Annotated in this window: 28 protein-coding genes; 11 read left to right on the top strand and 17 right to left on the bottom strand. The window is 73.2% G+C overall.

Going from position 1 to position 25,849, the window contains the following annotated elements; genetic code table 11:
* Positions 1-14 precede the first annotated feature (14 nt).
* Positions 15-1,019: an iron-siderophore ABC transporter substrate-binding protein gene (locus FGG90_RS11045; RefSeq protein ID WP_094127125.1), complete on the bottom strand. Its 1,005-nt coding sequence runs from the start codon at positions 1,017-1,019 to the stop codon at positions 15-17.
* Positions 1,020-1,111: 92 nt separating this feature from the next.
* On the opposite strand from FGG90_RS11045, the gene FGG90_RS11040 reads away from it, so the two are divergent.
* The 3 genes from FGG90_RS11040 to FGG90_RS11030 all read left to right on the top strand — a co-directional run bounded on the left by FGG90_RS11040 (position 1,112) and on the right by FGG90_RS11030 (position 4,225).
* Entirely contained in the window at positions 1,112-2,170 is a 1,059-nt protein-coding gene (locus FGG90_RS11040; RefSeq protein WP_094127127.1) for a FecCD family ABC transporter permease, read from the top strand.
* The gene (locus FGG90_RS11035) at positions 2,167-3,258 is read left to right on the top strand and encodes a FecCD family ABC transporter permease (protein ID WP_094127129.1); all 1,092 of its coding nucleotides are present in this window, start codon (positions 2,167-2,169) and stop codon (positions 3,256-3,258) included. Before FGG90_RS11040 ends, FGG90_RS11035 begins: the two co-directional genes overlap by 4 nt.
* A 70-nt stretch (positions 3,259-3,328) precedes the next feature.
* Positions 3,329-4,225 (top strand): ABC transporter ATP-binding protein, encoded by an 897-nt coding sequence (locus FGG90_RS11030; protein ID WP_210433035.1) that lies wholly within the window; start codon positions 3,329-3,331, stop codon positions 4,223-4,225.
* A gap of 47 nt (positions 4,226-4,272) precedes the next feature.
* Here FGG90_RS11030 and FGG90_RS11025 read toward each other — a convergent pair whose 3' ends face one another.
* Positions 4,273-4,695 carry a VOC family protein gene (locus FGG90_RS11025; RefSeq protein WP_094127131.1) on the bottom strand — a complete coding sequence of 141 codons (423 nt, stop codon included), beginning with the start codon at positions 4,693-4,695 and terminating at the stop codon, positions 4,273-4,275.
* Between the two features lie 109 nt (positions 4,696-4,804).
* Positions 4,805-5,833, bottom strand: coding sequence for a hypothetical protein (locus tag FGG90_RS11020; protein WP_094127133.1), 1,029 nt, complete (start codon positions 5,831-5,833; stop codon positions 4,805-4,807).
* 131 nt (positions 5,834-5,964) lie between these two features.
* Here FGG90_RS11020 and FGG90_RS11015 point away from each other — a divergent pair, with 131 nt between their 5' ends.
* Complete coding sequence (locus tag FGG90_RS11015) at positions 5,965-7,272, top strand: ATP-dependent DNA helicase (RefSeq protein WP_094127135.1); 1,308 nt, start codon at positions 5,965-5,967, stop codon at positions 7,270-7,272.
* Positions 7,273-7,332: 60 nt separating this feature from the next.
* On the opposite strand, the gene FGG90_RS11010 is transcribed toward FGG90_RS11015, so the two are convergent.
* The 3 genes from FGG90_RS11010 to FGG90_RS11000 all read right to left on the bottom strand — a co-directional run bounded on the left by FGG90_RS11010 (position 7,333) and on the right by FGG90_RS11000 (position 9,312).
* Positions 7,333-8,028 carry a hypothetical protein gene (locus FGG90_RS11010; RefSeq protein WP_094127137.1) on the bottom strand — a complete coding sequence of 232 codons (696 nt, stop codon included), beginning with the start codon at positions 8,026-8,028 and terminating at the stop codon, positions 7,333-7,335.
* A 113-nt stretch (positions 8,029-8,141) separates the two neighbouring features.
* On the bottom strand, positions 8,142-8,561 hold the full coding sequence (locus FGG90_RS11005) for a DUF4383 domain-containing protein (protein ID WP_086518463.1): 420 nt from the start codon (positions 8,559-8,561) through the stop codon (positions 8,142-8,144).
* Between the two features lie 97 nt (positions 8,562-8,658).
* Positions 8,659-9,312, bottom strand: coding sequence for a dienelactone hydrolase family protein (locus FGG90_RS11000; protein ID WP_094127139.1), 654 nt, complete (start codon positions 9,310-9,312; stop codon positions 8,659-8,661).
* 56 nt (positions 9,313-9,368) lie between these two features.
* On the opposite strand from FGG90_RS11000, the gene FGG90_RS10995 reads away from it, so the two are divergent.
* Positions 9,369-10,100, top strand: coding sequence for a DUF305 domain-containing protein (locus FGG90_RS10995; RefSeq protein ID WP_094127141.1), 732 nt, complete (start codon positions 9,369-9,371; stop codon positions 10,098-10,100).
* A 112-nt stretch (positions 10,101-10,212) separates the two neighbouring features.
* Here FGG90_RS10995 and FGG90_RS10990 read toward each other — a convergent pair whose 3' ends face one another.
* Both FGG90_RS10990 and deoC read right to left on the bottom strand, forming a co-directional pair.
* The gene (locus tag FGG90_RS10990; protein WP_094127143.1) at positions 10,213-11,508 is read right to left on the bottom strand and encodes a M18 family aminopeptidase; all 1,296 of its coding nucleotides are present in this window, start codon (positions 11,506-11,508) and stop codon (positions 10,213-10,215) included.
* Positions 11,508-12,230 carry a deoxyribose-phosphate aldolase gene (gene deoC / locus FGG90_RS10985; protein WP_094127145.1) on the bottom strand — a complete coding sequence of 241 codons (723 nt, stop codon included), beginning with the start codon at positions 12,228-12,230 and terminating at the stop codon, positions 11,508-11,510. Before deoC ends, FGG90_RS10990 begins: the two co-directional genes overlap by 1 nt.
* Positions 12,231-12,372: 142 nt before the next feature.
* Here deoC and FGG90_RS10980 point away from each other — a divergent pair, with 142 nt between their 5' ends.
* Positions 12,373-12,582: a hypothetical protein gene (locus tag FGG90_RS10980; RefSeq protein WP_094127147.1), complete on the top strand. Its 210-nt coding sequence runs from the start codon at positions 12,373-12,375 to the stop codon at positions 12,580-12,582.
* A 13-nt stretch (positions 12,583-12,595) separates the two neighbouring features.
* On the opposite strand, the gene FGG90_RS10975 is transcribed toward FGG90_RS10980, so the two are convergent.
* From FGG90_RS10975 to FGG90_RS10955, 5 genes are all read right to left on the bottom strand, one after another.
* Entirely contained in the window at positions 12,596-12,799 is a 204-nt protein-coding gene (locus tag FGG90_RS10975; protein ID WP_094127149.1) for a hypothetical protein, read from the bottom strand.
* A gap of 92 nt (positions 12,800-12,891) precedes the next feature.
* Positions 12,892-13,791, bottom strand: coding sequence for an NAD(P)H-hydrate dehydratase (locus FGG90_RS10970; protein ID WP_094127151.1), 900 nt, complete (start codon positions 13,789-13,791; stop codon positions 12,892-12,894).
* Positions 13,775-14,512, bottom strand: coding sequence for a histidine phosphatase family protein (locus FGG90_RS10965; RefSeq protein ID WP_094127153.1), 738 nt, complete (start codon positions 14,510-14,512; stop codon positions 13,775-13,777). The genes FGG90_RS10970 and FGG90_RS10965 overlap by 17 nt, the downstream gene beginning before the upstream one ends.
* A complete protein-coding gene (locus FGG90_RS10960) occupies positions 14,509-15,288 on the bottom strand; it encodes an MBL fold metallo-hydrolase (protein ID WP_210433036.1) in 780 nt (259 codons plus the stop codon). The genes FGG90_RS10965 and FGG90_RS10960 overlap by 4 nt, the downstream gene beginning before the upstream one ends.
* Before the next feature lie 106 nt (positions 15,289-15,394).
* A complete protein-coding gene (locus FGG90_RS10955) occupies positions 15,395-16,279 on the bottom strand; it encodes a manganese catalase (RefSeq protein WP_094127155.1) in 885 nt (294 codons plus the stop codon).
* Between the two features lie 345 nt (positions 16,280-16,624).
* On the opposite strand from FGG90_RS10955, the gene FGG90_RS10950 reads away from it, so the two are divergent.
* The 3 genes from FGG90_RS10950 (at position 16,625) to FGG90_RS10940 (ending at position 19,079) form a co-directional block, all read left to right on the top strand.
* Entirely contained in the window at positions 16,625-16,948 is a 324-nt protein-coding gene (locus tag FGG90_RS10950) for a DUF7882 family protein (protein ID WP_012039605.1), read from the top strand.
* A 218-nt stretch (positions 16,949-17,166) separates the two neighbouring features.
* Positions 17,167-17,493 carry a hypothetical protein gene (locus FGG90_RS10945; RefSeq protein ID WP_094127157.1) on the top strand — a complete coding sequence of 109 codons (327 nt, stop codon included), beginning with the start codon at positions 17,167-17,169 and terminating at the stop codon, positions 17,491-17,493.
* Between the two features lie 410 nt (positions 17,494-17,903).
* Positions 17,904-19,079 carry a zinc-dependent alcohol dehydrogenase gene (locus FGG90_RS10940; RefSeq protein WP_094127159.1) on the top strand — a complete coding sequence of 392 codons (1,176 nt, stop codon included), beginning with the start codon at positions 17,904-17,906 and terminating at the stop codon, positions 19,077-19,079.
* 92 nt (positions 19,080-19,171) lie between these two features.
* On the opposite strand, the gene FGG90_RS10935 is transcribed toward FGG90_RS10940, so the two are convergent.
* Positions 19,172-19,723 carry an NAD(P)H-dependent oxidoreductase gene (locus FGG90_RS10935; RefSeq protein ID WP_094127161.1) on the bottom strand — a complete coding sequence of 184 codons (552 nt, stop codon included), beginning with the start codon at positions 19,721-19,723 and terminating at the stop codon, positions 19,172-19,174.
* A 204-nt stretch (positions 19,724-19,927) separates the two neighbouring features.
* The gene (locus tag FGG90_RS10930) at positions 19,928-20,977 is read right to left on the bottom strand and encodes a Gfo/Idh/MocA family protein (protein ID WP_094127163.1); all 1,050 of its coding nucleotides are present in this window, start codon (positions 20,975-20,977) and stop codon (positions 19,928-19,930) included.
* 178 nt (positions 20,978-21,155) lie between these two features.
* On the opposite strand from FGG90_RS10930, the gene FGG90_RS10925 reads away from it, so the two are divergent.
* The gene (locus FGG90_RS10925; protein ID WP_094131358.1) at positions 21,156-22,133 is read left to right on the top strand and encodes a LacI family DNA-binding transcriptional regulator; all 978 of its coding nucleotides are present in this window, start codon (positions 21,156-21,158) and stop codon (positions 22,131-22,133) included.
* Positions 22,134-22,226: 93 nt separating this feature from the next.
* On the opposite strand, the gene FGG90_RS10920 is transcribed toward FGG90_RS10925, so the two are convergent.
* Both FGG90_RS10920 and FGG90_RS10915 read right to left on the bottom strand, forming a co-directional pair.
* The gene (locus tag FGG90_RS10920; protein ID WP_133065137.1) at positions 22,227-23,540 is read right to left on the bottom strand and encodes a hypothetical protein; all 1,314 of its coding nucleotides are present in this window, start codon (positions 23,538-23,540) and stop codon (positions 22,227-22,229) included.
* A gap of 175 nt (positions 23,541-23,715) precedes the next feature.
* Complete coding sequence (locus FGG90_RS10915; protein ID WP_094127165.1) at positions 23,716-24,462, bottom strand: SDR family oxidoreductase; 747 nt, start codon at positions 24,460-24,462, stop codon at positions 23,716-23,718.
* Between the two features lie 225 nt (positions 24,463-24,687).
* Between FGG90_RS10915 and FGG90_RS10910 the strand changes: the two genes are divergently transcribed.
* Complete coding sequence (locus FGG90_RS10910; protein ID WP_094127167.1) at positions 24,688-25,776, top strand: hypothetical protein; 1,089 nt, start codon at positions 24,688-24,690, stop codon at positions 25,774-25,776.
* Positions 25,777-25,849: the final 73 nt, after the last annotated feature.

Below are 25,849 nucleotides of genomic sequence, written 5' to 3'. Positions count from 1 at the left end.
GGTGCGGATCCGGATCAGGACGTGGCGGTCTCCAGCAGCGGCACGAGCCGGTCGAGCGCGTAGCCCGTGGAGAGCGTGGTGCCGATCGAGTAGGCCGACGACACGTCGCCGTCGAGGACGATGGAGTGCCCGGCGGCGACCGCGGGGATCGCCTGCCACAGCGGGTCGTCGGTGATGACGGCCTTGTCGATGAAGATCGGGAACGCCACGATCGCGTCGGCGTCGAGCAGGTCGAGCTGCTCGGAGGAGACGTCGACGGAGAAGCCGCCGGCGTTGGCGGGGATCCCCGCGATGGTGGGGCTCTGCACGAAGCCGAGCTTCTCGAGGAACGCGACGCGCTCGCTGCCCTCGACGTAGGCGCCCCAGCCCTCGCTGGTCTTGGTCGCCGCGGTGACCGTCTTGCCCTTCCAGTCGGGGTGCGCGGCGGCGACCTCGTCGAAGCGCTGGTCGACCGCCTCGAGGAGGGCGTCGCCCTGGTCCTCCCGGCCGAGGGCCTCGGCGACCATGTCCACCTGGTCCTCCATGTCGGTGAGGTAGCTGTCGGCGCCCTCGGGCACGCCGATGGTGGGCGCGATCTGCGAGAGGCGGTCGTAGCGGGCCTGGTCGCCCGAGCCCTTGGTGTCGAGGATCAGGTCGGGCTTGAGCGCCGCGATGGCCTCGTAGGAGGGCTCGAGCGTCTCGATGATCTGCGGCTTCTCCGTGTAGAGGCCCTGCGCCCACGGGCCGACGCCGTCCGCGTCCGCGCCGAAGCCGAGCCAGTCGGAGGCGCCCACGGGCTGCACGCCGAGGGCGAGCGCGGTCTCCGCGTCGCCCCAGCCGAGGGCGACGACGCGCTTCGGCTCGCTCGGCACGGTGACCTCGCCGAACTTCGTGTCGACGGTGGCGGGGAAGGCGCCGGTCGCGGATCCGGACGCGGGGGGAGCGGAGGCCGCCGGGTCGGAGGAGCTCGAGCATCCGGTCAGGGCGAGCGACGCGACGGCGAGCGCGACGAGGGCGGAGCCGGTGGTGGGGAACCTCATGGTGCGGGGCCTCTCGGGGTAGATGACGGGCCGGTGCGGATCCCATCAGGCAAGGGGAGCCTAACCTAAGGGCGGGGTAGGCTGTCCGGGCCATGTCGCTCCGGGTCCTCGCGCGCGCCTCCGCCACCGACGCCCCCGCGGGCCGGGCGCGGAGCGGCCTCTCGCGCTCGGCGGGCCTCCTGCTGGCGCTCGGCGTGCTCGTGCTGGCGTGCCTCGCGAGCATCGCCATCGGGTCCCGCGACATCCCGCTCGGCGCCGTCGTCGACGCGCTCGCCGGACGGCCGCGCGACCCGGCCGAGCTCGTCGTGATCACCGACCTCCGCGTGCCGCGCACCCTCGTCGGCCTCGCCGCGGGCCTCGCGCTCGGGGTCGCGGGCGCGCTCATCCAGGCCGTCACGCGCAACCCGCTGGCGGATCCCGGCATCCTCGGCGTCACCGCCGGCTCGGCGTTCGCGGTGGCGATCGCGACGGGCGTGCTCGGTGTGACCGCCGTGAGCGGTTACCTCTGGTTCGCCTTCGGCGGGGCGCTCGTGGCGGCCGTCGTCGTGTACGTGGTGGGCTCCGCGGGGCGCGGCGGCGGCGATCCGGTGCGCCTGACGCTCGCCGGGGTCGCCCTCGGTGCGGTGCTCGCGGGCATCACCTCGGGCCTCCTGCTCGCGGATCCGCAGGGCTTCAACGCCATGCGCGCGTGGGAGTCGGGCTCGCTGCAGGACCGCGGCTGGGACGCCCTCGTGCCGGTCGCGCCGTTCCTCGCGGCGGGCGTGCTGCTCGCCGCGCTCATCGCCCGCAGTCTCGACGCCGTCGCGCTCGGCGACGACCTCGCGCGCTCCCTCGGGGCGAACGTGGTCGTGGTGCGGACGGTGGCCGTCGTGGCCGTGACGCTGCTCGCGGGCGGCGCGACCGCCATGGCCGGGCCGATCGCCTTCGTCGGGCTGATGATCCCGCACATCGCGCGCTGGATCGTGGGGCCCGACCAGCGCTGGATCCTCGCGTACACGATCGTGCTGGCGCCGGTGCTGCTGCTCGCCGCGGACATCGTCGGGCGCGTCGTGCTGCGGCCGGCGGAGCTGCCCGCCGGGATCGTGACGGCCGTGCTGGGCGCGCCCGTGCTGATCCTGCTCGTGCGCCGGCAGAGGGCGTCGGGGCTGTGAGCGCGCCCGCCCGCGCGGGGCGCCGGTCCGCCGCGCGCCGTCCCTCCGGCCGATCCGCCGTCCGGGTCGCCGGCAGCGTGCGCCTGCCCCTCATCGGCACGCGGCTCCGCCTGCGCGAGGCGCTCGTGGGCGCGGCGCTCGCCGTCGTCATCGTCGGCGTCGCGCTCGTGGCGCTCGGCACGGGCGACTACCCGCTGACGGTGCCCGAGGTGATCCGCGCCCTCGTGCTGCCCGACGGCTCGTTCGCGACCACCATCGTCACCGAGTGGCGCCTCCCGCGCGTGCTCGCCGGGATCGCGTTCGGCGCCGCGCTCGGGGTGGCCGGCGCCGTCTTCCAGTCGCTCACGCGCAACCCGCTCGGGTCGCCCGACGTCATCGGCTTCTCCACCGGCTCCTACACGGGCGCGCTGATCGTCACGACGCTCGCCGGCGCGACGTTCCTGCCCACGGCGGTCGGCGCGCTGGCGGGCGGGCTCGGCACGGCGCTCGTCGTGTACCTGCTCGCGTACCGCGGCGGGGTGCAGGGGTTCCGGCTGATCATCACGGGCATCGCGGTCACGGCCGTGCTCCACGGCGTCAACACGTTCCTGCTGCTGAAGGCGGGCACCGAGGTCGCGATGGCCGCGTCGATCTGGGGCGCCGGATCCCTCGCGCTCGTCGGCTGGGACCGCGCGCTCCCCGCGTTCGTCGCCCTCCTCGTGCTCGCGCCGGCGATCCTGCTGCTCTCCGGGCCGCTGCGGCAGCTCGAGCTCGGCGACGACGCGGCCCGCGCCCACGGCGTGCGGGCCGAGCCCACGCGGCTGGTGCTGCTGGTCCTCGGCGTCGCCCTCACGGCGGTCGTGACCGCGGCGGCCGGGCCGATCGCGTTCGTCGCGCTCGCCGCGCCGCAGATCGCCCGGCGCCTCACGCGCAGCGCCGGCCTGCCGCTCGTGCCGGCCGCGCTCACCGGCGGGCTGCTCCTGCTCGCCGCCGACTCCGTGGCCCAGCACGCGCTGCCCGGGACGGTGCCCGTCGGCATCGTCACGGTCGTGGTCGGCGGGGTCTACCTCATCGCGCTCCTGATCCGCGAGGCGGCCCGACGTGCTTGACGCGCCCCGCCCCGATCCCGATCCCGCACCCGATCCCGCTTCCGCACCCGATCCCGTTGGAGGTCCCGTCGTGGACGACACCGCATCCGCCCTGCCGGGCGCCGCCGCCGCTCGCACCGCCGCACCTGGGCCCGCGCCGGCCGCACCCGCCGCGACGCCGCCTGCCGCACCCGCCACCGCCGCGCCGCGCCTCCGCGCCGAGGGCGTCACGCTCGCGTACGACCGCCGCGTGATCTCCGAGGCGCTCGACGTCGACGTGCCCGACGGGTCGTTCACGGTCATCGTCGGCCCGAACGCGTGCGGCAAGTCGACCCTGCTGCGTGCGCTCTCGCGCCTGCTCGCGCCGACGGCCGGCAGCGTGCTCCTCGACGACCGGCCGCTCGCGTCGTACCGGGCGAAGGAGGCGGCGCGGATCATCGGCCTCCTCCCGCAGAGCGCGATCGCGCCCGACGGCATCACGGTCGCCGACCTGGTGGCGCGCGGCCGCTTCCCGCACCAGAACCTCATCCGCCAGTGGACGGCGAGCGACGAGGACGCCGTGCAGCGGGCGATGGATGACACGGGCGTCGCCGACCTCGCGGACCGCCACGTCGACGAGCTCTCCGGCGGCCAGCGCCAGCGCGTGTGGGTCGCGATGGCGCTCGCGCAGCAGACGCCCGTGCTGCTGCTCGACGAGCCGACGACGTTCCTCGACATCGCGCACCAGATCGAGCTGCTCGACCTCCTCGCCGACCTGCACCGCGGCGGCAGCACCATCGTCGCGGTGCTGCACGACCTCAACCACGCCGCGCGCTACGCCGACCACCTCATCGTGATGGGCGACGGCCGCGTCGTCGCGTCCGGCGCCCCGCGCGAGATCGTCACCGCGGAGCTCGTCGAGGAGGTCTTCGGGCTGCCCTGCCTCGTGATCGACGACCCCGTCTCGCACACGCCGCTCATCGTGCCGCGCGGGGGCCGCTGGGCCTGAGGCCTGATGCCTCAGGCCGGCGCGAGCCCGGGCCCGGGGGCTGCGGGTCAGGCGCCGGCCGCCGCCGTCGCGATCGACACCATCCAGTCGATCCCGTACCGGTCGGTGCACATGCCGAACCGCTCGCCCCACGGCGCCACCTCGAGCGGCAGGACGATGGTGCCGTCCGCCGTCAGCGCGTCCCACCAGCCGCCGAGCACCTCCGCGTCGTCGCCCGAGAGCGAGAGCGTGATGGCGGATCCGCTCGGCACGCCCATCGACGCCGGGGTGTCCGAGGCCATCAGCACGAAGCCCGCGCCGGAGTCCAGCCGGCCGTGCATGACCTTGTCGGCCTCCGCGGGATCCGGGCTCATGCCCTGCTCGCCGAACGTGGTCGTCGTGAGCTCGCCGCCGAAGACCCCCTGGTAGAAGCGCAGCGCGTCTGCCGCCTGGTCGCGGAAGGACAGGTACGGGGTCATGATCGCGGACATGGACGCTCCTCGGATGGCGGACCCCGCGGCCGCGGGGACCCTGTGGCTCCCGATCCTGCTCCTCCCGCGGCCGGTGCGCACCATGCCCGCGCGAGAGGGTCGCGATCGGCTAGAGGCCCTGGATCCGCACGCCCGCGTCCTCGTCGAGCGTCACGCGCCAGCTCACGCTGAACGGCACGTCCTCGTCGAGGTCCTTCACGGTGCCGTCGTAGAGGGAGCGGACGGGCACCTGGATGTGCGCGGTGCCGACCGTGGAGGGCACGACCCAGTCGAGGTCGGCCGGGTCGTCGCTCGCGGGGCGCAGCGTGATCTCGGGCATGGCCGTCATCGTCCACACCGGCGGCGAGGTGATCCGGTCGCGGATCGACTTCCCGAACGGGCAGCCCGACGGGAACAGCACGGCCTGCGTGGTGCACGCCGTGAGGTACGACTCGACCTCGGCCTGCACGGAGTCGATGAGCTCCGGGGTGGGTTCGGCGTCGACGCGCGCGGGCACGACGCTGCCGGGGTCGGTGACGGCGACGTCGGTCTGCTCGGCCTGGAGGAACGACGACGCGTGGTCGAGCGCGAGGTCGGCGGGCGCGAGCACGAGGTACGTGGATCCAGCGCCCGCGGCCGCGTCGCCGCCCGCCGTCGCGGAGACCGCGAGCCCGTTCGCGGTGAAGGTCGCGGCGTGCCGGAGCTCGAGGTCGACGGCGGCCACCGGGCTGGTCGCGAACTCCCAGCGGTCGAAGAGGCCGAGCGCGGCCGGCGTCTCCCGCACGCGGAAGGCCGTGGATCCGGGGCCGGACGGCAGCGTGTAGGAGTACGTGACCACGCGCTCGCCGTCGGCGCCGTCGGGCGCCCGCTCGTCGGAGACGAGCTCGACGTCGGCGAGGCCGGGCAGGGCGCGGTCGTCGAGGAGCGCGCGGCTCCCGTCGTCCGGCAGCACCACGCCGGGGGTGGCGAGGGCGTCGCGGCTGTCCTCGCGGGCGAGCGCGTCGAGGTAGGAGCGCACGAACCCGTGGGCGCTGAAGACGGTGCGGTCGAGCGTCGCGACGGTGCCGGCGAACGCCCCGAGGAGCAGGGCCGCGAGCACCGACCAGAGGACCACGGCCCGACGCAGCTCCCCGCGCGCGTCGACGGCGGGGCTCGGCATGCGGATCATCCTACGGGCGGCGGATCCGCGACCGGCCGGGGCGGGCCCGGGGTAGATTCGAGTGCGCATCCGCGCCGCGCCGCCGCCGTCGGTCCGCGCCGCATCCACCCCCGAACCGCCAGGAGCCCCGCGTGAGCACGGTCCCCCTCTCCCCGGAGCAGGCCGCCGTCTTCCAGGCCATCGAGGGCACGCGCGACCACATCTTCGTCACGGGTCGCGCCGGCACGGGCAAGTCGACCCTCCTCACGCACCTGTCGTGGAACACGGAGAAGCAGATCGTCATCTGCGCGCCCACCGGGGTGGCGGCGCTGAACGTGGGCGGGCAGACCATCCACTCGCTGTTCAAGCTGCCCATCGGCGTCATCGCCGACGAGGAGATCGAGCAGACGGGCGAGCTGCGGAAGCTCCTCAACACCATCGACACGCTCGTCATCGACGAGGTCTCCATGGTCAACGCCGACCTCGTCGACGCCATCGACCGCAGCCTCCGCCAGGCGCGCCACAAGAAGGACGTGCCGTTCGGCGGCGTGCAGGTCGTGCTGTTCGGGGATCCGTACCAGCTGGCCCCCGTGCCCGGCGACGGCGACGAGCGCGCCTACTTCGCCGACCGCTACCGCTCCATGTGGTTCTTCGACGCGAAGGTGTGGGAGGAGGCGCAGCTGCGGATCTACGAGCTCACCGAGATCCACCGGCAGCACGAGGAGGCGTTCAAGGAGATGCTCAACGCCGTGCGCCACGGACGCGTCACGGCCGAGATCGCCGGCGTGCTGAACGCGGCGGGCGCGCGGCCGGCTCCGACCGACGGCGCCATCACGCTCGCCACGCGCAACGACACCGTCAACCGGATCAACGCGGAGGCCCTCAAGCGCCTGCCCGGCCGCTCGCTCACCGCCACCGCCGACGTCACGGGCGACTTCGGCGGCCGCACCTACCCGGCCGACGAGAAGCTCGACCTCAAGATCGGCGCGCAGGTGATGTTCCTCCGCAACGACGTGGACCAGCGCTGGGTGAACGGATCCGTCGGGGTCGTCACGCGCATCGACACGAACGTGTACGTGGAGCTCGACGGCGTCGTGCACGAGGTCGAGCCGGTCACGTGGGAGAAGCACAAGTACTCGTACTCGCCCACCACGAAGCAGCTGCGGCGCGACGTGGTGGCCGACTTCACGCAGTTCCCGCTGCGGCTCGCGTGGGCGGTCACCATCCACAAGTCGCAGGGCAAGACCTACGACCGCGCCATCGTCGACCTGGGGGCGCGCGTGTTCAGCCCGGGGCAGACGTACGTGGCGCTCAGCCGGATCACCGACATCGGCGGCCTGTACCTCACGCGGCCGCTGCGGCCGGGCGACATCATCGTCGACGAGAACGTGCGGCGGTTCATGAGCGAGGCGACGCGGATCCGCGTGACGCCCGCCGTGGCCCCGGCGCCGGCGCCCTAGGAACGTCCCGGCATCCGTCGATCTCGCGGCTACGCGGGCTGCGAGGCTGCGGGCGTGGGCTCAGTGGCCCGCGTGCTCGTCCTGGATGCCCGTGAGGTCGATGGAGCCGTGCTGCCCGTGCGGCACGGCGTGCTCGCCCGCGTTGGTGAGCGAGAGCGCGGGCGTGACGAGGCCGGCCACGAGGAACGCTCCGGCGAGGACGCCCACGAGGTAGCGGCGGCCGGTGGGCTCGGGCTCGGCGGTCGCGGTAGCGGCGGCGGCGGGCACGTCGGCAGTGGGGCCCGCGGCGGGGGCGGATGCGGAGGGCGACGCGGACGGGAGCGCCGCGCCGGATCCGACGAGCGCGATGTCGGCGGGGAGCCGCGACTCGACCGCGGTGCACGTGGCCTCGGCCTCCGACTCCGCGCGCGAGCGCAGATGGCGGCCGACGACGGCGGCGATCGCGAGGTCGAGCAGGGTCGCGGCGAGCATGGGCATCGCGGGGACGCCGCTGGTGATGCCCGGGGCGTCGAGGACCACGGCGGCGGAGACGAGGAGCGCCCAGCCGGCGACCGGTACGAGCGCGCCGACGACGGCCCAGGTGGCGGCGGGCAGGCGGTCCGAGCGGAGGACCGCGACGGCCCAGGCCAGCTCGGCGACGCCGATGACGAGGAGGGCCACCATGGACGCCGGCGAGGATCCCGCGCCGACGGCCAGGTGGATGAGCGCGGCGCCCAGGGCGGCGAGGGCCAGCCAGTGGCGGATGAGCAGTGACACGTGCTGGTCCCTTCGTCGTCCCGGGCGCCGCGGTGGTGCGGTGCTGCGTGCTGTCGTGCGGTGATGCGTGACGCGCCCGGTGCAGCGGCGCGGCGGTGGTGGTGCGGTGTCGCCTAGGCGGCGCGGGCGGCGCGGTTGCGGACGCCCTTCTCGGCGCCGAGGCCCACGATCAGCAGCACGACGGCGCTGCCGAGGTGCAGGAAGTGGTCCGCGGTGTTGAGCGCGAGCACGTTGAAGTCGGTGTTCACGAGGAAGAAGCCGACGACGCCGAGCGCGAGGTACGCGAAGCCGATGGTCGAGTTCACGGCCTTGGCCGCCGCGACGCTGGAGAGGCCGCCGATGAGGAGGGCCGCGCCGATGAGGAGGTGGGCCACGTTGTGGAACGGGTTCACCATGAAGATGCCGAGCAGCAGGCCGCCGTCGGACGAGAAGAAGCCCCCGCTGTTCGGCGGGAACAGGAAGCCGAGAAGGCCGACGAGGACGTAGACGGCGCCGAAGACGGTGCCGAGCAGGCGGTTCGGGGACGAGCTCATGATGGTGCCTCCACTGGTAGGGAAGAGCCGGGGCATTCCCAGGCTCCTTACATTCGTACCGCGTACCCGACCGGTTTGGTGGGATCGCGCTACTGGATCAGGACCCGTTTCCCAGGTGGTCGGCCAGGAAGGCCTCCGTGCGGCGGTACGCGAGGGCCGCGGCGTCCGGATCCAGCCGGTCGCGGAGGCTCGCGTTCGGGAACGCCGGGGTGGTGCCGGGGTAGGTGTGCGCCGTGATGGGCGTGCCGTGCTCGCGGAGCCGGCCGATGAACGCCTCGGGCCGCTGGTCGTCGATCCACTCGTCGTGCTCGGCCAGGTGCAGCAGCACCGCGCACGGGATGACGCCGTGCTCCTCGGGGCCGAGGCTCGCGCAGTAGGCGACCACGGCGTCCGCGCCGCCGTCCTGCGCCTCGAGGAGGGCGAGCCAGCCGCCGGGGGCGAAGCCGACGAGGCCGACGCGGGCGGATCCGCGGGCGCGCGCCGAGTCGATGCCGTCGCGGATGGTGCCGAGCGCGAAGCCCACGTCGAGCTCCGCCGCGAGGCCGGCGGCGAGGGAGTCGTCGAGGGTGGCGCGGCCGTCGTAGAGGTCGGGCACGAGCACGTGGAAGCCGGCGCGGGCCAGGGCGAGCGCGTACTGGTCGAGCCAGGGGAGGCGGCCGTGGTCGTCGTGGACGAGCACGACGACGGGGCTGCCCGGCTCGCCGAACTCGAGGGTCGTGCCGGGATGCGGCAGGTCGACGATCTCGGGCATGGGGAGAACCTACCTTCGCGGGCACGCCGATCCGCGCCGTGGAGGAGGATCGTCGCATGGGATACCGACACCGCCTCGCCGCCGCCACGACCGCCCTCGTCCTCGCCGCCGGGCTCGCCGGATGCTCGACGCCGCCGCGCACGCCCGAGGACGCGGCATCGCCGAGCGCCGACGCCGCGGCGCCCGTCGAGACGGGCTCCGAGGGCTGGAACCGCGCCGACCTGGTGTTCGCGCAGGACATGGGCGACCACGCCGCGCGATCCGTGGCGCTCGCCGAGGCCGCCCTCCAGGCCGACGACCTGCCGCCGGGAGCGGAGGAGCTCGCCGTGCAGATCCGCGACCAGCAGGGTCCGCAGGCCCAGGAGCTCGGCCGCCTCGCGGAGGAGTGGGCCGGGGAGGACGGCGCGTCCGGGTCGAACGGCACCGAGGACCGCGAGGAGGCCGGCGGAGTCGCGGGCGGCGCGGGATCCGAGGAGGGCGCGGCGAGCGGCAGCGGCAGCGCGTCCGGGAGCGCCTCCGGGAGCGAGGGCGCCGCGGGGTCCGCCGAGGCGGGCGCCGCCGCGTCCGACGCGCAGCTGCAGGCCGTGCGGTCCGCGAGCGGCGCGGACGCCGGGCGCCTGTTCCTGCAGGGGATGATCGCCCAGCACGAGGCCGCGATCGCGATGGCCGACGGGGAGGCGCAGCTCGGCACGTCCACCGACGCGCTCGACATCGCGGGCGCCATGCGCTCGTCGCAGGAGGAGCAGCTCACGAAGATGCGGGCCCTGCTGGCGTCGTACGGCGGCTGATCCCGCCGGGGACGAGGAGAGGGCCCGACGCGATGCGCGTCGGGCCCTCTCTCGTGCGGTGGCGGCGGCTCGGACGCCGCGCGGTTCGAGCCGTCCTTCAGACCGTCGTCCGTCAGACCGCCGAGCGGAGGAACGCGGCGGCCGCGGCCGCGAGGTGCCCCGGGTCGTCGGCGCCGCACAGCTCGCGGGCCGAGTGCATCGAGAGCAGGGGGATGCCGACGTCGACCGTGCGGATCCCGAGCCGCGTCGCCGTGATCGGGCCGATGGTGGAGCCGCAGGGCACCGCGTTGCTGGAGACGAACTCCTGGGTGGGCACGCCCGCGCGCTCGCAGGCGAGCGCCCACTCGCGGGCGCCGACGCCGTCGGTCGCGTAGCGCTGGTTCGCGTTGATCTTCAGCAGCGGGCCGCCGTTCGGCACCGGCCGGTTGGCCGGGTCGTGGCGGTCCGGATAGTTCGGGTGCACGGCGTGGCCGGCGTCGGCCGAGAGGCACCAGGACGCGGCGAACGCGCGGCGGCGCTCCTCGGATCCGGCGCCGAGGCCCGCGGAGATGCGGCCGAGCACGTCCTCGAGGATCGGGCCGGCGGCACCCGAGGGCGTGGCGGATCCGACCTCCTCGTGGTCGAAGGCGGCGAGCACCGCGACGGGCGCGTCCGCGTCGTCGTCGGCCGCGGCCGCGAGCTCGAGCAGGGCGGCGAGGCCGGCGTGCACGGAGCTGAGGTTGTCCATGCGGCCGGCGGCGAAGAGCTCGCCGTCGAGGCCGAGGGATCCCGGCGCCTGCGTGTCGGCGACGCCCACGTCGTAGCCGAGCACGTCGTCGGCGCGGACGCCCGCGATGCCGGCCAGGTGGCCGAGCACGTCGGCGTCGGCGGGGGAGCCCGTGCCGAGGATCGGCGACATGTGGCGCTGCGGATCCAGCCGCAGGCCCTCCGTGTTGACGCCGCGGTCGAGGTGCACGGCGAGCTGCGGGAAGCGCAGCAGCGGGCCGGTGCGGACGAGGTGGCGGACGCCGTCGCGCGTGACGAGGCGGCCGGCGAGCTCGAGGTCGCGGTCGAGCCAGGAGTTGAGGAGCGGCCCGCCGTAGACCTCGACGCCCGCCTGCACCCAGCCGTCGGATCCCACGGTGGGCTTCGGCTTCAGCTTGAAGCCGGGGGAGTCGGTGTGGGCGCCGAGCACGCGGAAGGGCGTGGTGGCGTGCGCGCCGGCGGGCTGGATCCACGCGAGGAGCGCGCCGTCGCGGACGACGTACCTCTTCCCGGCGCCGGTCGGCCAGGCGTCGCGCTCGTCGAGCCCGGTGAAGCCCGCGGCGTCGAGGCGGCGGGCGGCCTCCGCGACCGCGTGGAACGAGGAGGGGGAGGCCTGGATGTAGTGACCGAGGTCGGCGAGGTGCGCGCGGCGGTCCGCGGGCATCAGTAGCCGCTCGATCCGAGCGCGCCGTTCTCGGGCGTCTGCACGGGGCCCGCGAGCACGACCGCGCTGCCCGAGACGCCGAGGCGGGTGGCGCCGGCCTCGATCATCTGCACGGCGGTCTCGTACGTGCGGATGCCGCCGGACGCCTTGACGCCCGCCTTGCCGTCGACCGTGCGGCTCATGAGCTCGACCGCGTGCACAGTGGCGCCGCCGGTGGGGTGGAACCCCGTGGAGGTCTTGACGAAGTCGGCGCCCGCGGCGACGGCGGCCCGGCAGACGGCGACGATCTGGTCGTCGTCGAGCGCGGCCGACTCGATGATGACCTTGAGCACGGCGGGCGCGGGCACGGCCTCGCGGACGGCGCGGATGTCGGCCTCGACGTCGGCGAAGCGGCCCTCGCGGGCGGCGCCGACGTCGATGACCATGTCGACCTCGTCCGCGCCCTGGCGGACGGAGAGGGCGGCCTCGGCGGCCTTGACCTCGCTGTGGTGCTTGCCGCTGGGGAAGCCGCAGACGACTGCGACCTTGAGGTCGGATCCGGCGGGCAGCTCGAGCGGGAGCATCGACGGGGAGACGCACACCGAGTAGGTGCCGAGCTCCACGGCCTCGGCGACGAGCGCAGCGACCTCGTCGCGCGTGGCCTCGGGCTTCAGGAGCGTGTGGTCGATGATGCGGGCGATCGCGGCGGTGTCGGTCGCGGGCGTGGACGGGCTGGTGCTCATGCGGGTTTCCTCACGTCGTGCGGGACCTCGATCCTACGGCGGGGGACCGGGCGGCCGACGGCCCGGATGGTGCCCGCTCGCGGAGGTCCGCGCCCGAACAGGGGGGACGACGGCCACCTGCGCCGCCGGTAGCGTCCGAGCGGTGGACTCCTTCGACGCGCTCGTCTACACCGCCCTCGCCACGATGCTGCTCGGCGGAGCGCTGCAATGCATCGGCGTGTGGAAGGGCATCCGCCAGCACGGCGTCGGGAAGGTCGGGCTGTTCCACCCGACCATCCGGCCGTGGACGCTCGCGTCGCTCGGCGCCCTGAGCGTCAGCGTGCTGTGCTGCGTGGCGTTCCTCACCCTCTAGGGGGCCAGGCGACTCAGGAGTAGTCGGCACCCGGGATGCCGGCGGGACGGTAGACGTAGCCGTCCTCGTCCGCGTCGAGCTCCCACACGACCTCCTGCTCGCTGAGCGAGGTGGCGCGCGTGAAGCTCTTCACGGGCTCGCCGTTGAGGAACTCGACCTCGGTCTCCTCCGTGCCCTCGGGGCCGACCAGCTGTGCGGTGTACGTGGAATCAGTCATGGTCCGACCCTACGACCGTCCGCGCGCGGCGACCGGGCCCGGCGGGGATCCCCAGGCGACGCCCGTCCGCGTCCGCCTGGGGAGGAGCCGGCTCAGGCCTCCAGCTCGACCAGGACGCGCGGTAGCTCCAGGAGCAGCTCGCTCGCCAGGTAGCCGAGCGGCCCGACCTGCACGGCCAGCCGGTCGCCCGCCGCGGCGTGCGCGTGCGTCGCCCAGACCGCCGCCTGGGCCGGATCCGCGCCCCGGGCGCACAGCCCCGCGACCGCGCCGCCGAGCACGTCCCCGGATCCGGACGTGCCGAGGCCGCTGCCGCCCGCGCCGACCGTCCAGGCCCGCCCGTCCGACGCCGCGACCACGCCGCCCATCGACACGACCGCGCCGTATCGGCGCGCGATCTCGCGCGCGTCCGCCACGGCGTCGTCGCCCGCGTCGCGCCCGAGCAGGCGCTCGGCCTCGGAGGAGTTGGGCGTGAGCACGAGCCGCCCGACGAGGTGCGCGGCGGATTCGCGGCACGCGGGGAGCACGCCGAGCGCGTAGGCGTCGAGCACCACGACGGCGTCGTCGGGCACGAGGGTCGCGAGGAGGCGCAGCATCCGCTCGGCCTCGTCCGCGTCGTCGAGGCCGGGGCCGACGAGCACGGCGTCGGCGGACGCGATGTCGTCCTCCGCCGCGCGGATCCCGGCGCCCCGCACGTGCCCGGCGTCCGTCTCCTCGAGCGGCACGACGCCGCTCTCCGGCACCGCGACGGCGACCTCGGTCGCGACCGACGCGCCCACCGCGAGCGTGAGCCGGCCGGCGCCCACGCGCAGGGCCGCGAGCCCCGCGATCATGGCCGCGCCGGGGGAGCGGAGGGCCCCGCCGACGACCACGACCTGGCCGCGCCCGTACTTGGATCCGGTCGCCGCGGGCAGCGCCCAGTCGCGCAGCGCGGCCGGCGTCACCACCTCCGCGGGCGCGTCGGCGCGGGTGCGGTCGTCATCGTCGTCGGACATCGGGTTCCCCTCCGTGCTGGGTGACGGGCGCGCCCTGCCCGTCGAGGTGCTCCGTGGCCGAGAAGGTGCGGAGGGTCCACGGGTCGCGCGGGGCGGACCGCTCGAGCACCGTGACGGACGCGTTCGCCACGGTGTGCTGCGACTGGAAGGCGAGCAGCTCGGCCTCGGAGAGCCCGAGGCCGACGTAGAGGAAGAGCATCACCACGGCGTCGTGCGTCGTGATCAGGGCGCGGCCGTCGGCGGCCTCGACCTCGGGATCCTGCAGGAACGAGCGCACGCGGAGCGCGACGTCCGCCCACGACTCGCCGCCCGGCGGCCGGTAGGACAGCTTGCCGAGCCAGCGCCGCCGGGTGTCCTCGTCGGGGTGGCGGGCGGCGACGCCGCGGGAGGTGAGGAGGTCGAGGATCCCTAGCTCGCGGTCGCGCAGCCGCTCGTCCGGCCGCACCTCCGCGGCGATCCCCGCCTCGGCCAGCGCGACCTCCGCGGTCGTCCGCGCCCGCAGGTAGTGCGACGACCACACGGCCGTCGGCACGTCGGACCGGCTCGCGAACCACCGGCCCAGCGCGCGGGCCTGCGCCTTCCCGACGTCGGAGAGTGGGACGTCCGGATCCCGGTGGTCGACGTGGATCACCTCGGCGCCGTCCCGGTCGGCCCGGCTCGCGGCGACGTTCGCGGTGCTCTCGCCGTGCCGGACGAGCCACAGCTCCGTGAGGCCCGTCACGCCGGGCCCGCCGAGCGCGCGGCGGACACGGCGGCGCGGATCCCGTTCCGCCAGGGCGCGCCGTGCCCCGGCAGCACGATGCGCGCGTCCGTGTCCTCGAGCGCCGCGAGCGAGCGCAGCGCCCGCCCGCTGTCGGCGGTGGCGGCGCCCGCGACGATGCGGCAGCCGGTGCGTCCCGTGTACGGGTCGAGCGTCACGAGCGCGTCGCCCGTGATCAGCGCGTCCCGGTCCGGCAGGTGCAGCGCGACGTGGCCGTCGGTGTGGCCGGGGGTCGGGATCACGACGGGCCGGCCGGGCACGTCGAGGGGCCCGGCCGCGAGGTCGGCGACGGCGTCCACGCCCTCGACGCGCAGCGCGCCCGCGGCGGCCATCGCCGCGACGACGGGGATCGCCCGGCCGTACCGGAGCGGGTACGCGAACGGCGTGCGCTCGCGGCGGTAGGAGTACGGGTGCCGGGCGATGCGCGCGTCGCCCGGGTGCACGTGCACCGGAACGCCGAGCTCGCGGGCGGCCCGGGCGGCGGATCCGACGTGGTCGAAGTGCCCGTGCGTGAGCACCACGGCGCGCACGTCGTCGGGCGTCCGGCCGATCGCGCGGAGGGCGCGCAGCAGGTGCGGCCAGGTGTCCGGGAACGCGGTGTCGACGAGGGTGACGCCGTCGTCGTCCTCGATCAGGACCAGGTTCACGTGCGCGTGGGAGAGCAGGTGGACGCCCGGCGCCACGTCGCGCGCGAGCACGGGGGAGGCGGGGTGGGGCGGGGTGCCGGTGCGGATCATGCGGTCCTCTCGCGGGGTCGGCCCGTGTCCGGACGGACGCGGGGCTCGGGACGCGGCGATGCGGCCGACCCCGGGAGGGACCGACCGCACCGCCGCGCGTCGCGGATCACTCGGGGGTGACGGCGTCCTTCACGGCGCTCGCGGCCTTCTTCAGCAGCCCCGGGTCCTTCGGCGGGATGGTGCCGTGGAGCAGCGGGTCGCCGACGGGCGGCGGCGGCATCGGCACCGACGACGTGGGCCCGTCGTGGTACGTGAAGGTGCCCTTGCCGTCGGGCGTCGGGCCGGACGCCCACGAGCCCTCGGATGCCGCGGGGCCGTCCGAGAAGTTGAGGTACTGGTACGAGACGTCCCGGTCCTCGAGCTCGACCGGGAAGTCGCTCGGCACGGGCAGGTTCTCGGTGCCCTCGGCCTGGAGCTCGGCGATCGCCGCGACCCACTGGTTCTGGTGCATCGTGTCGCGCGCGAGCAGGAAGGCCAGGAGGTCCTTCACGCCGTGGTCGTCGGTCATGTGGTACAGCCGTGCCACCTGCAGGCGGCCCTGCATCTCGGCGTTCGCGTTGGCGTGGAAGTCGGCGAGCAGGTTGCCGCTCGCGGTGATGAAGGAGCCCTGCCACGGGTTCCCGTTGCTGTCCACGGGGCGCGCGCCGGCGCCCGCGACGATGGCGTGCTGGATGTCGCCGCCGCCGATGACCGCCGCGAGGGTCGGGTCCTTCATCGCGTCCTCGGTCGCCTCGACGGGCGCGGTCTCGAGCAGCTTCGCGATCATGATGGCGAGCATCTCGACGTGGCCGAACTCCTCCGCGCCGATGCCGTAGAGCATGTCGCGGTACTTGCCGGGGAGCTTCGAGTTCCAGGACTGGAAGCCGTACTGCATGGCGACGGAGATCTCGCCGTACTGGCCGCCGAGCACCTCCTGGAGGTGGCGCGCGTAGATGGGGTCGGGCTTGTCGGGGGTGGCGCTGTGCTGCAGCTCCTGCTTGTGGAAGAACATGGAGGACCTCTCCTGGTGGACGGCGCCGCGCCGGATCCGGCCGCGGCTCTTCTCCCGTCGAGCGTTCGCCGCCGCCGCGGGGGCCGCCTACCCCCTTGACAGGTCGCCGGCCGGTCGTCCCGGGCGCGGCGGATCCGCTCGCGCCGCCTCGCGCGTCGCGGCGCCCGCGCCCCCTCCCCAGGACCGGCTCATTACCACACGCGGATCGCCCTCCCGGACGATGCCTCACGCGACGGCAGGGCTGGCATAGTGGGTGGGCACGGCCGAAGCTCAGCGCCGCACTCTGGCCCCCTCTATCGTCGGCGCGGGGCACGAGAGCTCACGAGGGGGACAACGGGATCGATCATGGGCACCTTCAAGTACGACTCGACGCTCACGGCGGAGTTCGACGACCGTCTGCTCGCTCACCTCCAGCTCGTCATCGGCGCGAAGCTGCGCCGCGGGGAGAACTTCTACTTCTCCTGGCGCGACGACGTGGAGGTCGGGGACGGGCGCACCACCATCTGGATGCACAACTCGCTGCCCCTGGTCTTCAAGTACCACGGCAGCCGCGTCCCGCCCATCAACCGCAAGTGGGTGGACGCGCTGATGACCACGGCCAACAGCCCCGGCGGCCTCCTCATCATGCGCGAGCCCCCGGAGGACGAGCCCCGGGACGACGCGCGCTAGACCGTCCGCTCGCGCGGGGGCCGCTCGCACCAGGGCCGCTCGTACCGTCTCCGGTCGCGCACGGGCCGCTCCCGCATCCCGCCCGAACACCGTCCCCACCTGCGGATACTCGGGCCGGCTGTCCCGTGTCAACCCCCGACGGGGCATTGGGGGCCCACGCGCGCCGCCTGGCATCGTGGTGTCGGGTCACGCGGGCGCGTCGCCCAGGAGAGGGACGCATGCAGGACACGAGCGCCGACGACATGGGCGATCTGGTCCAGTCCTCCGCGAGCGAGGCCCTCCCCGCCCGCCCCCGCGGCCCGATGCGCAGCTCCACCGAGCAGGCGCGCTTCGTCGCCGGGTACTTCGGCTGGTCCATCACCGGCGACACGATCCGCGGCGCCGACGACGCGGTCGCGCTCTACATCGAGGACCTCGCCGCCGCCCTCGGAGAGCTCGGCTGGATCGCGCCGGACGGCATCCGCTGGGACCGCCTGCCCTTCGGCGAGGACGACGCCGCCGACGCCCTCCGCGCGGTGCAGCGCGCACATGGCTGGGACGTCTGACCCGACCGCTCTCCCGTGCATCCGCCGGGAACGGAGTCAACCCCCTGGGCATTTCCCCACCTGCGGAGCACACTCTCAGCACGAGGCCTGACGGGCTCGGGCGCTTGAGGGTTGTCGAGAGTCCTCCTATGCAGTCCGGACCGTCGATCGATGGTCTCCGGATCCGCCCCGGAGCGGTCGTGTCGTGGACGACCGACGGCCGGGGCGGATCGCTGCGCGCCCCCTTCTGTCGCTCGTGCGCCCGGCCCGCGACCCCCGTCGCCGGCTGCCGGCGACCCCTCGCGCGCCGCGCCCGGCCGTCGCCGTTGCCTGGATGCGGCCTGGCTGTCCCTTGGCGGACGGCCCCGGAGGGCGTTGTGTGGATGAGCGCCGCCCCACGAGGGTCCGGCGCCCGAGCACGAAGGAGCACGATGAAGGCACTCACCTGGCAGGGCATCCACGACGTCGAGGTCAAGGACGTCGCCGACCCCGTGATCGAGCAGGACACCGACGCGGTGATCCGCATCACGTCGACCGCGATCTGCGGATCCGACCTCCACCTCTACGAGGTCTTCGGCCCGTTCCTCGACAAGGACGACGTGCTCGGCCACGAGAACATGGGCGTCGTCGAGCAGGTCGGCAGCGCCGTCACGAAGCTGAAGGTCGGCGACCGCGTCGTCGTCCCCTTCGTCATCGCGTGCCACGACTGCTTCATGTGCGACCGCGGCCTCTTCACGCAGTGCGAGACCACGCAGGTGAGGGCGCAGGGCAGCGGCGCCGCGCTCTACGGCTTCAGCGAGATGTACGGATCCATCCCCGGCGGCCAGGCCGAGCGCCTCCGCATGCCGCTCGCCGACGTCAACGCGATCGTCGTGAACAGCGAGCTCCCGGACGAGCGCTACCTCTTCCTCAGCGACATCCTCCCCACCGCCTGGCAGGGCGTGCAGTACGCGAACGTGCCCGAGGGCGGCACGCTCGGCGTCATGGGCCTCGGCCCCGTCGGCCAGTTCGCGGCCCGCATCGGCAAGCACCTCGGCTACCGCGTGATCGCGGTCGACCCGGTCCCCGAGCGCCGCGCCATGGCCGAGCGCCACGGCGTCGAGACCCTCGACCTCACCGACGACGTGGCCGACAAGCTGCGCGAGATGGTCGACGGCCGCGGGCCCGACGCCATGGTCGAGGCCGTCGGCATGGAGGCGCACGGCAGCCCCGCCGCCTCGTTCGCGCAGAAGGCCGCGGGCCTGCTGCCCGACGGCATCGCGAAGAAGGTCATGGACGTCGCGAGCGTCGACCGCCTCGCGGCCCTGCACACGGCGTTCGACGCGGTCCGCCGCGGCGGCACCGTCTCCATCTCCGGCGTCTACGGCGGCGAGGCCGACCCGCTGCCCATGAAGTCGCTCTTCGACAAGCAGATCGCGATCCGCATGGGCCAGTGCAACGTGCAGTACTGGATCGAGGACCTGCTGCCCCTCGTCGAGGACCCGTCCGACCCGCTCGGCGTCATGGACCTCGTCACGCACTCGGTGCCGCTCAGCGAGGCCGCGCACATGTACGAGATCTTCCAGAAGAAGGAGGACGGCTGCATCAAGGTGGTGCTCAAGCCGTAGCCTCCCGGCTCGCATGACGACGGCCGCGTCCTGAGAGGGGGCGCGGCCGTCGTCGTGCGCGGGGCGCTGCCGACCGGGGTCGACGGCGCGGATCAGGCGGCTGCTGCCGAGGCGCGCACCGCGTCGAGCACCTCGCGGAGCTGCTCCACGACCTCGGCGTCGTCGGCCGGGTGGCGCTCGGCGAACCGGACCACCGACTCGGGGACGGCCATCTTGACGTCCTCGAGCACGTGCGCGCCGGCGATGCCGAGCGCCTTGCGGGCCTCGTCCTGCGCCCAGACGCCGCCGTACTGGCCGAAGGCGCTGCCGATCACCGCGGTGGGCTTGCCCGCCAGGGCGGAGGCGCCGAACGGGCGCGAGGCCCAGTCGATCGCGTTCTTCAGCACCGCGGGCATCGTGCCGTTGTACTCGGGCGTGACCACGAGGAGCGCGTCCGCGGCGGCGATCGCGTCGCGGAAGCGGACGGCCTCGTCGGGGACGGACCCCTCGACGTCGACGTCCTCGTTGTAGAAGGGCAGCCGGTCGAGGCCGTCGTGGATGTCGAGCGCGACGCCGTCGGGGGCGTGGCGCTGGGCCGCCTCGGCGATCTGCTGGTTGGTGGAGCCGGTGCGCAGGCTCCCGACGAGCACGAGGACGTGCGTCATGGTGTTCTCCTTCGGGGTCGTTCCGGTCGGATCGTCTCCGTCGACGTGCCGCAGGGTGTGAGGCGCGTGCCTCTCCTCGACCCTATGCGGCGTCCTCGGACGGTTCCTCCGGATGGGCGGTGCGCGGTGCCCGGTGCCCGGATGCCCGCGTGCCCGGCGCCTGGTCGTGCGGCTGCGCGGATGTCCGGTCGTCGGCGCTGCCCGTCAGCGCGCGCCGATGCGCTCCAGGATCCCGTCCATCAGCTCGGCGAGGGCGATCGACTCCGCGTGCGGCATCTCGGCGCACTCGACGCGGCCCGCGCGGATCGCCTCCTGGGCCGCGCGGAACATGGGCACGTAGCCGCGGCCCTCGATCTCGTGCTCCTGGCGCTCGGGATCGCCGTCGGCGGGCACGATCGTGAGGCCGGAGGAGGCGAGGAACAGCGGATCCACCTCGATGCGGCCGGCCGTGCCGCTGACGGTCGCGCCCAGGGGCAGCGCCGCGACGAGCGAGCAGGCGAGCGTCGCCTGGCGGCCGTCGGGCCAGCCGAGCAGGATCGCGACCTCGGTGTCGACGCCGCTCGGGAGCACGGTGCCGACCGCGGCGACCGAGGAGGGCGCGCCGAACAGGCCGTGCGCGAAGGCGAGCGGGTACACGCCCATGTCGAGCAGCGTCCCGCCGCCGACCTCGGGGTCCCAGAGGCGGCCCTCGCCCTCCTCGGTGACGAAGCCGAAGGACACGGCGATGGCGCGAGGATCGCCGATGCGACCCGCGTCCAGCCCCGCGCGCACGGCGAGGTAGCCGGGGGAGAACGCCATCCAGAGCGCTTCGAGGAGGAGCAGGCCCTCGGTCCGCGCGAGGTCGACGAGGGCGCAGGTGTCGGCGGCCGTCGTGGTCGTGGGCTTCTCGCAGACGACGTGCTTGCCGGCGCGGAGGGCGGCCTCGGCCTGCGCGCGGTGGAGGGTGTGCGGGGTGGCGACGTAGACGGCGTCCACCTCGTCGTCCGCGAGGAGCGCCTCGAGGGTGTCGTGGATCCGCGCGATGCCGCACGCGGCCGCCAGCTCCTCGGAGCTCGCGCGGGTGCGCGAGTGCACGGCCACGACCTCGATCCCGGGTACGAGCAGCATGTCGGGCACGACCGAGCGCGCGATGCCGGCGGCCCCGACGACGCCCCAGCGGGTGGGGCGGGCGGCGTGGTCGGGCGTGCCGTCTCTGTCGCCGTGTCCGTCGCCGGCGGGGGTGGGGGCGGGCGAGGGCGGCATCGTCGTCGACATGCGTCGAGCCTAGGCCGGGGGTCGCGCGGGTGAGGGGCGGGCCCGTCCGATCCCCGCACCAGGACGCGGGCGCGGAGGGGCCCGGACGTACACTCGACCTGACCCACGCCGCGCCTGATCCGAGCAGCACCCGAGGGGGACCGTGGTCGCCGACGCCGAGCAGCAGCCCACGCTCGAGATGGTCGGCGCGCTCGCCGGGGTCAGCCGGGCCACCGTGTCGCGGGTGGTGAACGGATCCGGCAAGGTCGCGCCCGGGGCCGTCGCAGCAGTCGAGGCGGCCATCGCGCAGCTCGACTACGTGCCCAACCGCGCGGCGCGCTCCCTCGCCGGGCGCCGCACCAACGCCCTCGCGCTCCTGATGCCGGAGCAGACGGCGCGCGTGTTCGCGGATCCGTTCTTCGCGTCGCTCATCCAGGGCGCCATGGCCCACCTCGCCGCCACCGAGCACACGCTCACGCTCCTCATCTCGTCGCCGGCGCAGGCGGAGAAGACGCGGCGCTTCCTGCTCGGCGGCAACGTCGACGGGGTGCTCGTCGTCTCGCACCATTCCGGGGACGCGACCTTCAGCGGCCTGCGCGACCGGCTGCCCGTGGTGTTCGCCGGGCGGCCGTTGCGCGAGGACGACCGAGACGCGCCCACCGTCGACGTCGACAACGTGGGGGCCGCGCGCGTCGCGACCGAGCACCTGATCGCGCGCGGCCGCACGCGGATCGCCACGGTCGCCGGGCGGCAGGACATGCCCGCGGGCATCGACCGGCTGCGCGGCTTCCGGGAGGCGATGACGGCGGCGGGCCTGGATCCGACGCTCGTCGAGGTCGGCGACTTCTCGCCCGCATCCGGCGCCGACGCGATGCGCGCCCTGCTCGTGCGCGGCGAGCCGATCGACGGGGTGTTCGCCGCGAGCGACCGGATGGCGGCCGGCGTCTACACGGCGCTGCGCGAGCGCGGCCTGCGCGTGCCCGAGGACGTGGGCGTCGTGGGCTTCGACGACGACTACCTCGCGGAGTCCGCCGTGCCGCCGCTGACCACCGTGCGCCAGCCCAACCAGGAGTTCGGGCGGGCGATGGCCGAGGTGCTGCTGCGGCTGGTGGCGGGCGAGGCCGTGGATCCGCTGACGCTCGTGCCGACGACCCTCGTGGTGCGGCAGAGCAGCTGAATGTACTAGGCGGTAAAGCCTAGGTAAATATGGGTAAGAAATGACTTACGCAGAGCATCCTATGGTCAGGGGCCTCGCTTAGGACCCCCAGCGTCAGTCTTGTATACCATCCAGTAGGTCGTCGACGCCATAGACGAATGAATTCTCACTCGCTGAAGGGTCGGTCGCGAAGAGATCGTCAATGTCAAGGGTTTCGTCGTCAGCGCTTGCAATCCACCTTGTTTTCATCGCTACTATGGCGCTCCTGCCACCTGCCGTAAGGTCACCAATGATTTTGCGCATGTCAGCTGATTGAGTTTCTCGTGTGCCTATTAAGCCTCTTTGTACCAAATCAACAAAAGTGGCCCTTGTGACTCTTCGGCAGTTTTGGTACCCGATACGAAATCCGCCATTCGGTCCGGTTTCGAAGGTGCCGTCCTTCAATGCAAGCCGCAAGTAGTCGGCGGGAACATACATGCCCTTAAGTAACTTCATCTCATTGAAGATTGCGGCATCTTTTCGCACAAACTTGAACCAATACGGCGAGCCAATGCGCCAATTGACGGACTTGGTCATATCTTCGATGGGTTCAACCATGAGTTCTAGCTGGCGCTCGATTTCAGATTTACCCTTGTAGAGCCAATCTTTTATGCCCGCCTCACCTATTTCCGGATCAAGCCTTTTATACTGCACGAGAGTGAAAACGTTATTTTCTACATCCCAATACACTAAATCTACACCGAGGGCGACCTCAAGAGGCTTCTTATTAACATTAAATACTACGAGATTATAATCGATTCCCTTTAGTTGCCCCACATGTCCCGAAACCCGGACTGCCTCTGTATCTTTGTCTAGGCGAGTTAAATCGAGCGGAATGAGATCCTCTTCCGAGTCTGCCAGGTGAGCCGTCTTTAAAATAGAGGCGAGTAAGTCTTGGGCATCGACGCCGCGCGGGCTATTATTAAGCGGTGAGGTCTCGACTCCTGCTACTGCAGCTATGTCTATGGCCAAGCTTACTGCATCACGGGTTTCACTAAAAATCAGCCTCTCCTCGTCGCTGAGGTCGGCTTGGGGCTGGAGCTCATCTAGCCATGTCGCTATCTCGCTTTGTTGCCTCAGATACGTGAGCAGAGCCGCGGCCACGGTGGGAGCCAGCTTTAGCGGGCGCAGCTCATCTGGCATTGACGTCGGCGCACGCGACATTTCCCCGCGAGTAAGCGAGTCAAGAAATTCGCTCCACATGAGCGAGTCGACAAAAAGTAGCGGTTCGATCTTCAGTCGACGACGCTCGGAGGCGACACGGCTAACAGTCCGCACTATACCGAGCGCTTGAATTACCGATCCTTCATCATCGGTGTCATCGTCTACTAGGCCGACCAACAATGCCCCTATTTTCGGTCGCCAATCTTTGTTGACGATTTCTGTCACATATGGGCTGTCGCGGTCGCGCGCAGCTGGGATGAGCTCGTTCCCATTCCAAACATAAATCTCCATTATTGCACCGGCTTTTCGCTATTTGCCGTTCTGTCAAGTGGCGACACATGGGCATGCTCCCATGTGGACCCCTAATGGCGCAATTGCTTGCCGTGCTTTATGGCGTCGCCTAGTGCCCGCTGAGCAGCGCGAGCATCTCGTCGTGGCGGCCGTCGCGCTCGGCGAAGCGGAGGCCGTGCACGTCCTGCACGAGGACCTCCTCGTCCTCCGGGCGCGCCTGCAGGATGCCCATGACCTCGTCGAGGAAGTCCTCGAGCGGCATCGCGTCGGCCGCCTCCGCCTGCCCGGGCATGAGCGCGGTCTGCACCTTGGGCGGCACGAGCTCGACGACCTCGACCGAGGATCCGGCCAGCTGCGCCCGCAGGCTCTGCGTGTACGAGTGCACCGCCGCCTTCGTGGCGCTGTACGTGGGCGTGACGGCCAGGGGCACGAACGCGAGGCCGGAGGAGACGGTCATGAGCGTGGCCTCGTCGTTCGCGAGGAGGCCCGGCAGGAAGGCGTCGACCGTGCGGATGGTGCCGAGGAGGTTCGTGGTGACGATGGCCTCGGCGGTGGCCTGGTGCGCGGGATCGCGGAGGTCCTCCGGCTGCATGATGCCCGCCATGGTGATGACGACGTCGAGGTCGGGGTGGCTGCGCGCGAGCTCGTCGCGGGCCGCGGTGATGGAGGCGGGGTCGGCCACGTCGAGCACGACCGACGCCATGCCCTCGTGCCGGGCGGTGATCTCGTCTAGCAGCTCCGCGCGACGCCCCGCGACGACCACGCGGTTGCCCGCGGCGTGGAAGCGCTCGGCGAGCCCGAGGCCGATGCCCGAGGTGCTTCCGGTGATGAGGACGGTGCGGCCGGTGATCTTCATGGTGCTCCTTCGCGCGATGCGCGGCTGGCGGGTTCGGGATCGGTGCGTGCGCTGCGCGGTGCAGCTGCGTGGGTCGAGTGTGGCCCGTCGCGCGGGCGGACGGGGCGGGCGCGCGGGGGACAGGGGGAGGATCCAGCGGGCGTTCACGTGGGGAGGGGCGGCGGGGCGCGAACGGGGGCCAGCTGCGGGTCGGTCGGGCGGGAGTCGGGCCGATACGGTCGAGGCATGAGCGGACGCGGCACGGACCGGAGATCCACACCGACGACCGACGCCGCGCAGCCCGGCGGCCCCGGCGGCCGGATCGCCCTGCTGATCGTCCTGGTCGCGCTGATCCTCGGCCTCGGCACCCTCTACGGCGTCGGCCTCTACCAGGCGGCCGTCGTGCCCGACGACGTGGACGCGGCCGCGGTGCTCCCGCAGCTGATCGCGGGTCTGCTCGCGTTCACGTTCCCCCCGTGCCTCGGCCTGCTGGAGCTGCAGTCGTGGCGCGATCCCGAGCGCACGGCCGGGACGGGACGGCGCCCGGTGCGGGTGATCGTGTGGGTCGGCATCACCGCGCTCGCCGTGGTCGTGCACGCGGTCGCCTCGCTGGTCGGCGGCGTCTCCCCGCTCGTGGTGCTGGGGTTCGCGGTGGCCGCGGTCGCGACGGCCGCCACCAGCTGGATCCTCGTGGTCCGCGCCCAGGCCGCCGCCGTCCGCCGGCTCGGCGCGCGCCTCGCCGACGACACCCCGACCCTCTCGATCGACCTCGACTGGACCGAGGACACGGCCCGGCGCAAGTGGCGCCTCATCGGCCTGGTGTTCGTGGTCGCGCTCGTGGTCAGCCTCGGCGGGACGCTGATCCTCGACCGGTTCGAGCCGCAGGACACCGCCCAGGCGGCCTCCCTCGTGCTCCAGTTCTCGCTGCTCGCGCCGGCGCTCACGTGCCTGTTCGTCTCGATCGGCGCGCAGCTGTCGGGATCCGCGATCACCGGGGCCCTGGCGAAGGAGCATCGCAAGGCGGTGGCGCAGCGCGCCCAGGGCAAGGGCGAGGAGCTCGAGCCGGAGCTCGAGTGGCGCGCCGCCCGCCTCGCCGTCTACAGCCGCACGCTGCAGCCCTTCCAGCTGGGGCAGTCGCTGCTGCTGGTGGTCTCGATCCTCGTGCCCACCCTCCTCCGCGGCGACGGCGACGGCTGGCTCCTCGTCCTCCTCCTCGCCGGCTTCGTCCTCCTCGTCGGCACGCTGCCGTTCGCGGTCGTTCAGCACCGCCGCATGTCGCGGTACGCCGCATCGGTCGGCGATCTGCCGCGCATGCACGCGCCTGCGGCCGCCTGAGCCGACTCGCCTGCGCTGACCCGCCTGGCCCGACCGGCTCCAGCCGACCCGCACGGCCCGGCCCGCCTGACCC

Origin of the sequence: Clavibacter michiganensis subsp. tessellarius, assembly GCF_021922985.1 — a bacterium.
In the GTDB taxonomy this organism is placed as follows: domain Bacteria; phylum Actinomycetota; class Actinomycetes; order Actinomycetales; family Microbacteriaceae; genus Clavibacter; species Clavibacter tessellarius.
This window is presented reverse-complemented; position numbering and strand designations above follow the sequence as displayed.